At 69.2% G+C, this 8,877-nt stretch carries 9 protein-coding genes; 1 reads left to right on the forward strand and 8 read right to left on the reverse strand.

All coding sequences use genetic code 11. The annotated features are described in order from the left end of the window. Positions 1-38: 38 nt before the first annotated feature. From IG88_RS45175 to IG88_RS0137065, 5 genes are all read right to left on the reverse strand, one after another. Entirely contained in the window at positions 39-1,013 is a 975-nt protein-coding gene (locus IG88_RS45175) for a GTP-binding protein (protein WP_324609020.1), read from the reverse strand. A gap of 7 nt (positions 1,014-1,020) precedes the next feature. Beyond that, complete coding sequence (gene rpmF / locus IG88_RS0137050; RefSeq protein ID WP_007387878.1) at positions 1,021-1,191, reverse strand: 50S ribosomal protein L32; 171 nt, start codon at positions 1,189-1,191, stop codon at positions 1,021-1,023. Positions 1,192-1,442: 251 nt separating this feature from the next. Beyond that, the gene (locus IG88_RS0137055) at positions 1,443-3,497 is read right to left on the reverse strand and encodes a SpoIIE family protein phosphatase (protein ID WP_051852219.1); all 2,055 of its coding nucleotides are present in this window, start codon (positions 3,495-3,497) and stop codon (positions 1,443-1,445) included. Positions 3,498-4,377: 880 nt separating this feature from the next. Further along, positions 4,378-4,620, reverse strand: coding sequence for a DUF5133 domain-containing protein (locus IG88_RS0137060; protein ID WP_031051041.1), 243 nt, complete (start codon positions 4,618-4,620; stop codon positions 4,378-4,380). Positions 4,621-4,800: 180 nt separating this feature from the next. After that, positions 4,801-5,052, reverse strand: coding sequence for an STAS domain-containing protein (locus IG88_RS0137065; RefSeq protein ID WP_372503507.1), 252 nt, complete (start codon positions 5,050-5,052; stop codon positions 4,801-4,803). A gap of 383 nt (positions 5,053-5,435) precedes the next feature. Between IG88_RS0137065 and IG88_RS0137070 the strand changes: the two genes are divergently transcribed. Then, positions 5,436-5,792: a helix-turn-helix transcriptional regulator gene (locus tag IG88_RS0137070; RefSeq protein WP_031051043.1), complete on the forward strand. Its 357-nt coding sequence runs from the start codon at positions 5,436-5,438 to the stop codon at positions 5,790-5,792. A gap of 18 nt (positions 5,793-5,810) precedes the next feature. On the opposite strand, the gene IG88_RS0137075 is transcribed toward IG88_RS0137070, so the two are convergent. The 3 genes from IG88_RS0137075 to IG88_RS0137085 form a co-directional block, all read right to left on the reverse strand. After that, positions 5,811-7,109 (reverse strand): PP2C family protein-serine/threonine phosphatase, encoded by a 1,299-nt coding sequence (locus tag IG88_RS0137075; protein WP_031051046.1) that lies wholly within the window; start codon positions 7,107-7,109, stop codon positions 5,811-5,813. Then, positions 7,109-7,912 carry an alpha/beta fold hydrolase gene (locus IG88_RS0137080; protein ID WP_031051048.1) on the reverse strand — a complete coding sequence of 268 codons (804 nt, stop codon included), beginning with the start codon at positions 7,910-7,912 and terminating at the stop codon, positions 7,109-7,111. Before IG88_RS0137080 ends, IG88_RS0137075 begins: the two co-directional genes overlap by 1 nt. 278 nt (positions 7,913-8,190) lie before the next feature. Beyond that, positions 8,191-8,877, reverse strand: a 687-nt coding sequence (locus tag IG88_RS0137085) for an ABC transporter ATP-binding protein (protein ID WP_031051050.1), incomplete at its 5' end; no start/stop codon positions are given.

Genomic DNA, 8,877 nt, shown 5'->3' on the forward strand with positions numbered 1-8,877 from the left:
ACACCACCCCCCGGATCATCAACAACAGGAGGGGGAAGTCATGCCGGACCCGAAGGCCGGAGGCTCCATTGCGGAGCCGCGAAAACGGTAACGGGGGGGCGGCACAGCGTGTCGTCCTGGCCCTGCTCCTGGGTGACAGGAGGACTCCCGTACAGACGTAGCTGACAAGCCGGTCGGCACATCAGTGAGTTCGCCCTTCGGCGGATTCCCGCGCGGGCGGGCCGCCACAATCCGGGGAACTTCCCCAAGCACGACCACGCCGGACTCCCGCACGGGCAGGCGGCACTACTGCTCGACCCACCGCCGGTACTCGTACGGCAGAGGACTCCCGCACGGGCGGGCGGCACCGGATCATCTGGGACGACGCCAACGTCAGCATCGGAGGACTCCCGCGCGGGCGGGCGTGCCCGCAGCCGGTCGGCGGACGCGGCGTCGACGAGGTCGAGCTTGTTGAGGACGATGACGTCGGCGAACTCGATCTGGTCCATCAGCAGGTCGCTGACCGTGCGTTCGTCGTTCTCGTACTGGTCCAGGCCGCGCTCGGTCAGTTCGTCGCCGCCGGCCAGCTCGGGCAGGAAGTTGGCGGCGTCCACGACCGTGACCATCGTGTCCAGCCGGGCCAGGTCGCCGAGGGTGGCGCCGTCGTCGCGGGCGAAGGCGAAGGTGGCGGCCACCGGCATGGGCTCGGAAATGCCGGAGGACTCGATGAGGAGGTAGTCGAAACGCCCCTCGCGTGCCAACCCGTCGACTTCCTCCAGCAGATCGTCGCGCAGGGTGCAGCAGATGCACCCGTTGGTCATCTCGACCAGGCGTTCCTCGGTGCGGGACAGGGCGGCCTCGCCGCCGCGCACCAGGGCGGCGTCGATGTTGACCTCGCTCATGTCATTGACGACGACCGCGACGCGCAGCCCTTCACGGTTACGGAGGACGTGATTGAGCAGAGTGGTCTTTCCGGCGCCCAGGAACCCGGACAGGACGGTGACGGGAAGGCGCCGCGAGGGGGCGTGGGCCATGCCGGGTTCAGCCTTCCGGACGGAGGAGGCCGCGCTCGTACGCCTTGGCGAGCCGCTGCGGAACGAGGTACGGCACGCCGTCCACCGTGACGGTCACCAACTGCGGCGTCGTTGCCTTCCACTGCGCGCGACGGTGCCGTGTGTTGCTGCGCGACATTTTGCGTTTGGGTACGGCCATGAGGACCTCCGGGTGCGATTGGTAAGCGGGACAGACGATACATGAAAATGGATGTCATTACGATCGGCGCTGTCGCGTCCCTTCGCACCGTGACGCTGACGCTCGTGTGATGCTCCGGGGGTCAACCGCAGCTCAGCCATGCTGACTTGGCCCGTCCAAGGCGTGGTCGTGGACGGCGGCCCAGCAGTTCCCGAAGCGACTCGCGTACCAGGATGAGGAACGTGCGCCGATCTATACCGAACGGGAGGAACTCAGCGTCCGGGCCGCTGCCGGGTTGCTCGCACACGGAGTGGGCCGCGGTGACCGGGTGGGGCCGAGGTTGGAGGGTCGGCTCGGAAGGCGATGAGAGCGATGTCGTCTCGGTTGTCGGAGAGACTGCGCTGGAGGGAACCGAGAAGATCGGACAGGGAAGCGCCGCGTTGGTGTGCGGCCGCGGTCAGGAGTCTGTGCTGGCCGTCGTCGAGGGATGCGGTGGGGGTTTCGATGAGGCCGTCGGTGTAAAGCAGGAGGGTGTCTCCGGGGGCGAGGATGTGGGTGTGGCTGGTACGGGGGAGGACCGGGGCGACGCAGAGTGGGGGGTCCGTGTCCGCGCCGGTGAGGAAGTAGGGATCAGCCCGGGCGGGGATGAGCAGCGGCGGCGGGTGTCCGGCGTTGGACCAGGTTATGTGCCATGCGCCGTCGGGGCGACGTTGCAGGCGGGCGTGGACGACGGTCGTGAAGGAGGCGATGTCGAGCCCTTCGGCGGCGTCCTCCAGCATGGTCAGGACGGCCGAGGGCAGGCATTCTGGGCCGTTGTTCCAGGCAAGGCCCCTGAGCATGCTGCGCAGCTGTCCCATGGCGGTGGCTGCTGTGAGGTCGTGTCCGGAGACGTCTCCGATGTCGAGTACGAGGGTGTCCTCGTCGTGGACGACGGCGTCGTACCAGTCGCCGCCGATCTCGTTCGCGGAGCTGGCCGGCTCGTAGCAGGCGGCCAGGCTCGCACCGGGAACGGCCGGCGGGCTGGTGAGATGAGCATGCTGGAGGCGCAGAGCGGTGCGGCGGGCCCGCTGCAGGTCGAGGGCCTTGCGGATGGGTCGTTCCGAGGCACGGAAGATCCCTTGTATCAGCGTGGTGTCGGCGGGGCCGGGAGCGGGGGAGTCCCCGTTCGCGCTGGTGGCGGCATAGCCGAGAACGACGTCCTCCGCCACCAGCGGGTACAGGGTCAGGCTGGTGGCGTCCGCGCTCCTCAGCCATTGCTCGGTGACCGCCGGGACAATGCCTGGTGGCACCCCCTTGCCTGCCGAGAGATTGAAAGTGCAGGGAGCGCGTCTCGCCAGCACGTCTCGGACCGTGCCGCTGATGACGACTGTCTGGTCCTGCAGCGGAGGCCGAGCCGGCAAGCCGTGGCGGGTGGCGGAGGCGGCCCGTCTGGCCGTGACAGATACGTGTTCGGGCGGGGGCCACTCCTCGTGGTCCAGGAGCATGATCACGCAGGCGTCCGCGAGCTCCGGGACGATTGCCTTCGCCACCGCGGCGAAGGACTCGTCCAGGCCCTCACCGGACACTTGTGCGATCTCTGCGAGAAGGCGTTCGCGCAGTGTGGCGCTCCATGTGTCCTGGACGTCGTCGGTCGCGGCGATCCATTCTTCGGCGCGGCCGTTGCGAAGGATGGGCACACACCGCGTCGACATATGACGGTACGAGCCGTCGGAAGCCCGCACCCGGAACGTTGTCTCGAACAGCCCGGGGGACTCCTTGGCGAGGGCGGCATGCCACTCGTGCCGAAGGCGCGCCCGGTCATGGGGATGGATATGCGCACCCCACTGCTCGTCCATCCGGTCGCGCCAAGGGCTCCCGGTCAACTGCTGCCAGCCGGAGACGAGTTCCTGCGCGGATCCGTCCGCACGCAGCACCCACACCATCTGCGAGACGGCCGTCACCACCGCCTCGTACCGCTCGAGTGCCATCGTCTCGGCCGTGGTATCCAGCGCGACGACCATCGCGCCGCGCCCTTCGGCCATCGTGACGGGCGTACAGGAGTACACGAAGTACCGGGCCTGCTCCGGGGCGCCAGGGTCGGGCTCGCGCGCCTCGGGAAGCTGACGCGGCCGCCCGGTGGCGACCACTTCGTCCAGCACCGTCAGGAACTCTCCGGCATCGGGTTCGGGGAACGCCTCCCTCGCGGGCAGTCCGACCGGCCGGGCTCCGAGCAGCCTGGCACATGCCTCGTTCTGATAGACCAACCGGTGCTCAGCGCCCGCGAACAACGCGACCGCCGCCACCGTCTCATCGAAGAGCCGCACGTCGAGCGCTCTCCTCGAGCTCATGCCCGCCCTCCGCACCGTGCGTCTGCCGGGCTCGGCTCAGACCGGAAGGCCGCCGGAGCAGTGCCCTCACTTCGCGCCCCTCCCCAGCCGGCATCAGGGCTACCGCTCGACACGCCTGGACTCGGACGCCCCGCCCCGCACCGGTGACACATGGTTCTTCGGCCCCGCCAGGCCCGGCCGGCGGGCCCGCGCTCCTTTGCGGTCATGAGTACCATCCAATGACGAGCACACCGGCCGCGCCCGTGGCCCTACGCCAAACAGGGCCACCTCCTCCCGCATCAGCGTCCCGCGGAAGGGTTGATCCAGTACGTACCCGGTGTGAGGACAGTCGTGGTGACCCGCTTCGGCGCGGGCGTCCGCCGGGGCGTGATGGCGGTGATCAGTTCAGACGTCGCTCTCCTCCTGCACAGCCACCCGGCACCGTTGGAGAGGGGCTCCCTGGCCGAATCATCGCGACATGAGTGGCGTGCGTGGTGGGACTGCCTCAGGCGAGGATGCCGGTACCGACCCGGCGCGTCGGGCGGAGTCACGCGCTCCTGCGGCTCGGTCGGCGACCGGCGCCGCGCGGACGGCGCGCACTGGTGAAGTACTCGGACCGGCCCCTCGTTTCTTCGACGACGGACTGGTCATCGGGGCCCCAGTCGGGCGCCAGGAAGAGGTTCCGCCACTGTGGTGCCGGGATGTCGCCGGCCGGCCTGCTGCTCGTCCCGGTACGTCGCCGAAGCCCAGTGTCGCCCATGTCTGTCTCACTTCCTCATGTGCTCGGATCCGCCGCCGTTCCGGCAGGGGCGGCGGATCCGCCGTTGCCTGCAGGGAATTCCTCCCCTCGACCCGGACCGCGGGCCCCGGCCGGGGGAGGAGCCTGGTGGCCGCCCTCGTCTCAGGCGGCCAAAGTCTCGTCCTTCACGGAGACGTTGGCGCGTCCGGCGTACTGTTCGAGCAGGGTGTCCGCCGTGCGCAGGGCCTGTTCGGCGGTGCGGGCCCCGGTCAACACGCACAGGGTGTACGTGGCGTCCTCGAGGAGCCTGCTCGTGAAGCCGGTGGGACGCACGTCGTGGTCGATGCGCGCCTGGGCGAACCGGGCCAGTACGGCCCGCAGTTCCTGTTCGGCCGGAAGGATCACGGATGTCTTTCCTCTCCCGTCGCAAGTCCTTCCCCTGGCACGGCCGACCGTGCCAGGGGGAAGCGACCGTCTTCATGACGCCTGACGGCCACGGTCCACATCCGGGAGCGTCAGGCAGAACGTCGGATGCCCCTTGTCCGCGTCTCCAAGCGACACGGCTCGCGTTCAGGCGGGGCCTTGTCACTGGTCGATGGCGGCCTCCTCCACCGTCGCCAGCACCTTCAGGACGGTGTCGACGCCGGTGATGTGCAGAAGTCGCTGCACTTGGGGCGTCGGTGAGGCCACTCTGAAGTCGGTCGCCCGGTGGGTGAGGATCAGTAGATTCAGCAGGGTGGAGTCGGCGAAGGCGATGCCGGAGGCGTCCAGGACCACCCTCGGGGATTCCTTGGCCGCGGCTTCCAGTGCGACGGCCAACGGCTCGATCGAGTGCATGTCGTACGAGCCTTGAGCGCTGACGACCCGGGCTCCGTGCAGTTCGTACTGCGTCTGCGTGGGTGGGTCCGTGACCGGGAGCCGGCTCTGGCCGGTGTGCGAGCACGCTGCGACCGCTTCATCCAAAAACACTCTCGGTCCCTCCTCCGTCTCCCCCTGGACGGAACACGTTACCTTTAGCGCGAAAAGTATGTCATGTATTTGGTGTCACGCAAAGACGGTCTCATGGTTGTGTGTGCGGGTCGTCGGCGGGGCGCGGCCCGGACGGCGGAGGCCGGCACCCTGTCACGGCTTGCGACACCTTTGCTGCAAACCGACGTCATTGCGCGACACGTATGTCACGTATACGATGTCGGGCAAAAGTAGTCCCTAGGATGCTGCGCATGGTTGAACTGCCTGAATCTCACTCCGGATGGACGTTCGTCACCAACCACGCACGTGTACTCGCGGCCATCGCGGACAATCCGAACGTGCGGATTCGCGACATCGCCGCCCACTGCAGACTCACCGAACGCGCCGTCCAGCGGATCATCTCCGACCTGGAACAGGACGGCTACCTCTCCCACACCCGCGACGGACGCAGCAACACCTACCGCATCGAACCGGACAAGGTCCTCCGCCACCCGGCGGAAGCGGGCCTGACCGTGGCCGCGCTGCTGTCGCTGCTCGTGCAGGACGAGACGGACCACGGACGGTCCGCCGGCACCTCCCCTGCGGCCCGCTTCAGCGCCGCGCGATAGAACGGCTGGGCGGTCCGATCACGCGGGAGGCCATGAGGTGGCCTGGTGCGTGGGGGCCGGGGCGGGGACGCCGAGTGCGAGGAGAGCGGTGTCGTCGTCGAGGCCGTCACCGAAGCCGTCCAGCAATGCCGCCAGAGCTTCCACTACGGCCTGGGGCGACTCGCCGGCGTGTGAGGCCGCCAGGGCACTCAGGGCCTCGTCTCCGTACAAAGCGCTACGGTCCTCCCCCGTACGGGCTTCGGTCAGGCCGTCGGTGTACAGGAGGAGGGTGTCCCCGGCTCCCAGGACCGTCGTGGCGGTGGCGAACGAGGCCGTGGGCAGGATGCCGACGAGGAGGCCGCCCGGCGTGGGCAGGAATTCGGCCGTGCCGTCGGCGCGCAGGACCAGGGCCGGCGGGTGGCCGCCCGAGGCGAGTCGGACGGTGACCTTCCCGGACGCGGTGTCCGGCTCCAACGTGCCGAAGATCACGGTGCAGTAGCGCGGGTCGCTCCCGTTGTAGCGCTCGTGGAGTGCCTGGTTGAGGGTCGTCAGCGCGGCGACCGGGTCCGGGTCGTGCGCGGCCGCGGCGCGCAGGGTGTAGCGGGTCAGCGAGGTGACCGCGGCGGCCTCGGGACCCTTGCCGCACACGTCACCGAGGAAGAAGGCGAAGCTCTTTCCGTCACTGGGGAAGAGGTCGTAGAAGTCGCCGCCGAGGCGGTCGGGGGAAGCGGTGCGGTAGTGCGCGGCCGCTTCCATCCCCGGTACGGGCGGCAGATCCGCCGGCAGCAGCGACTGCTGGAGAACGGCCAGGGCGTCCTGGAGCCTGGCCCGGTCCGCTTCCGCCTGCTCACGCGCTCGTTCCGCGGCCTTCCGGGCGCGGAGCAGTTCCTCTTCGTAGGAGCGGCGGTCGCGGGCGTCGAAGACGGTGGTGCGGATCAGCAAGGGCTCGCCGGAGCTGCCGTGCTTCACGACGGACGAGACCAGGACCGGAATGCGGCCGCCGTCGGCCTGCTTCACCTCCAGCGCGATCCCGCTGATCCGGCCCTGCATCCGCAGCAGAGGCGCGAAGTGCGTCTCGTGGTAGAGCTTGCCCCCCACGGTGAGCAGGTCGGTGAAGCGCAGCCTGCCGACCACGCTCGCCCGCTCAAGGCCCAGCCACTCGAGCAGCGTAGCGTTGATCTTGCAAATGGTGCCGTCCATCAGCGTGGACAGATACCCGCAGGGCGCGCTCTCGTAGAGTTCCTCCGCGCTGTCCTCCAGCAGGGAGGCGAAAGCCGCGCTCGACGCCTCGCCGTTGTCCGGGTCGGAGGGGTCGGGCTCGTGCCCGGTGCGGCACATCACCGCAGACGCACCAGGAAGTCGGTGATCGCCGCATTGGTCGCCTCGGGCGCGGACAGCTGCGGACAGTGCCCGGTGGCGTCCAGCGTGATCAGGGTCGAGCCCGCGATGGCCTGGTGCACGAACGCCCCGACCTCCCGGGGGGCGATGACGTCCTGCGTGCACTCCAGTATGAGCGTCGGCACCCCCACGCCCTTGAGGTCCTGCCTCGAGTCGGAGAGGAAGGTGGTCCGGGCGAAGATCCGGGCGATGTCCGGGTCCGTGGCGCAGAAGCTGTTCTTCAGCTCCTCGCCCAGCTCCGGCCGGTCGGCGTTGCCCATGATGACCGGTGCCATCGTCGCCGACCAGCCCAGATAGTTCGACTCCAGGGAGGTGAGCAGCTCGTCGATGTCCTCGGCGCTGAAGCCGCCGCGGTAACCTTCCTCGTCGATGTAGCAGGGGGACGGCGCGACCATCACCAGAGCGCCGATCCGCGACGGAACCCTTCCGGCTGCCAGCACGCCGATCATCGCGCTCACCGAGTGACCGACGAAGACCGCGTCGCGCAGGTCGAGCGCTTCACAGATCTCCACCACGTCAGTGGCGTAGCCGTCCAAGGACGTGTAGCGGTCTTCGGAGAAGGCGGACAGGTCCGAACGTCCCGAACCCACGTAGTCGAAGAGCACCACCCGGTAGTCGTCGACCAGAGCCGGCAGGGTGTGCCGCCACATGTTCTGGTCACAGCCGAACCCGTGGGCGAGCAGCACCGTACGCCCTAGCGGGTTGCCCGTGACCGTGACGTTGTTCCTGCGCTTGACGTCCATGCATCCACCTTCTCTGGTCCCCCCGCCTTCCCGGCAACGGGACCGCTCTTCCCCATGTCCCAGCCGCCGTCCTTCCTGCTCAGGCACATGCGTACGCCATGCAGAGAGACGGAACGGGCAGGGTCCGCGTACCCAGGAGTGCCGGACGCTACCTCCCCGTCGCTCGAAATCTCGGCGGACCCCAGCCCTGGTCCTCGGTGAGCCCCGCCTCGTGCGGCAGTTCCAGGACGCTGCCGCAGCGCTAGCACAGCTAGCTCGTGCACCTGCAGGCCGGCCCTTCAGCTGCGTGGCTCTCCGGGGAGGAACGTCACCTGCGGGGCGCCCGTACGCGGGTGGGTGGCGACTTCCGCCGTCACTCCGTAGACCTCGGCCAGGAGTTGCGGGGTGAGGATGTCGGCGGGCCGTCCGGAGGCGGTGACCCTGCCGTCGTGGAGGACGTAGAGGCGGTCGCAGTAGTAGGCGGCCAGGTTGAGGTCGTGCAGGGCGAGCAGCACGGTGGTGGGGAGGCGGCGCAGGGTGCTGAGCACGGACAGTTGGTGGCGGATGTCGAGGTGGTTGGTGGGTTCGTCGAGGACCAGGAGGGTGGGCTGTTGGGCGAGGGCGCGGGCGATGAGGACGCGCTGGCGCTCACCGCCGGAGAGACGGTCGAAGGGGCGGTCGGCCAGATGGACGGCGTCGACCGCGAGGAGTGCGCGGTCGACGAGGTCGGCGTCCTCGGGGGTGTCACCGGCGAGGAGTCCTTTGTGCGGGGTGCGGCCCATGGCGACGACCTCGCGGACGGCGAGATCGAAGTCGGCGGCCGAGGTCTGGACCACCGCCGCCACGGTGCGGGCCAGTTGCCGTACCGGCAGTGCCCATGCGTCGTCCCCGTCGACCCGGACCTGGCCGGCGTCGGGGCGCAGGACGCGGTAGACGGTGCGCAGGAGGCTGGACTTGCCGCTGCCGTTGGGGCCGACGAGGCCGAC

The organism is Streptomyces sp. NRRL F-5650 (assembly GCF_000721365.1).
In the GTDB taxonomy this organism is placed as follows: Bacteria; Actinomycetota; Actinomycetes; order Streptomycetales; family Streptomycetaceae; genus Streptomyces; species Streptomyces ardesiacus.

What these genes read in the sequence shown, in the direction of transcription:
- IG88_RS45175 (WP_324609020.1), bottom strand. Translation starts at nt 1,013, where the DNA reads ATGGCCCACGCCCCCTCGCGGCGCCTTCCCGTCACCGTCCTGTCCGGG.
- rpmF (WP_007387878.1), bottom strand. Translation starts at nt 1,191, where the DNA reads ATGGCCGTACCCAAACGCAAAATGTCGCGCAGCAACACACGGCACCGT.
- IG88_RS0137055 (WP_051852219.1), bottom strand. Translation starts at nt 3,497, where the DNA reads ATGAGCTCGAGGAGAGCGCTCGACGTGCGGCTCTTCGATGAGACGGTG.
- IG88_RS0137065 (WP_372503507.1), bottom strand. Translation starts at nt 5,052, where the DNA reads ATGCACTCGATCGAGCCGTTGGCCGTCGCACTGGAAGCCGCGGCCAAG.
- IG88_RS0137070 (WP_031051043.1), top strand. Translation starts at nt 5,436, where the DNA reads ATGGTTGAACTGCCTGAATCTCACTCCGGATGGACGTTCGTCACCAAC.
- IG88_RS0137075 (WP_031051046.1), bottom strand. Translation starts at nt 7,109, where the DNA reads ATGTGCCGCACCGGGCACGAGCCCGACCCCTCCGACCCGGACAACGGC.
- IG88_RS0137080 (WP_031051048.1), bottom strand. Translation starts at nt 7,912, where the DNA reads ATGGACGTCAAGCGCAGGAACAACGTCACGGTCACGGGCAACCCGCTA.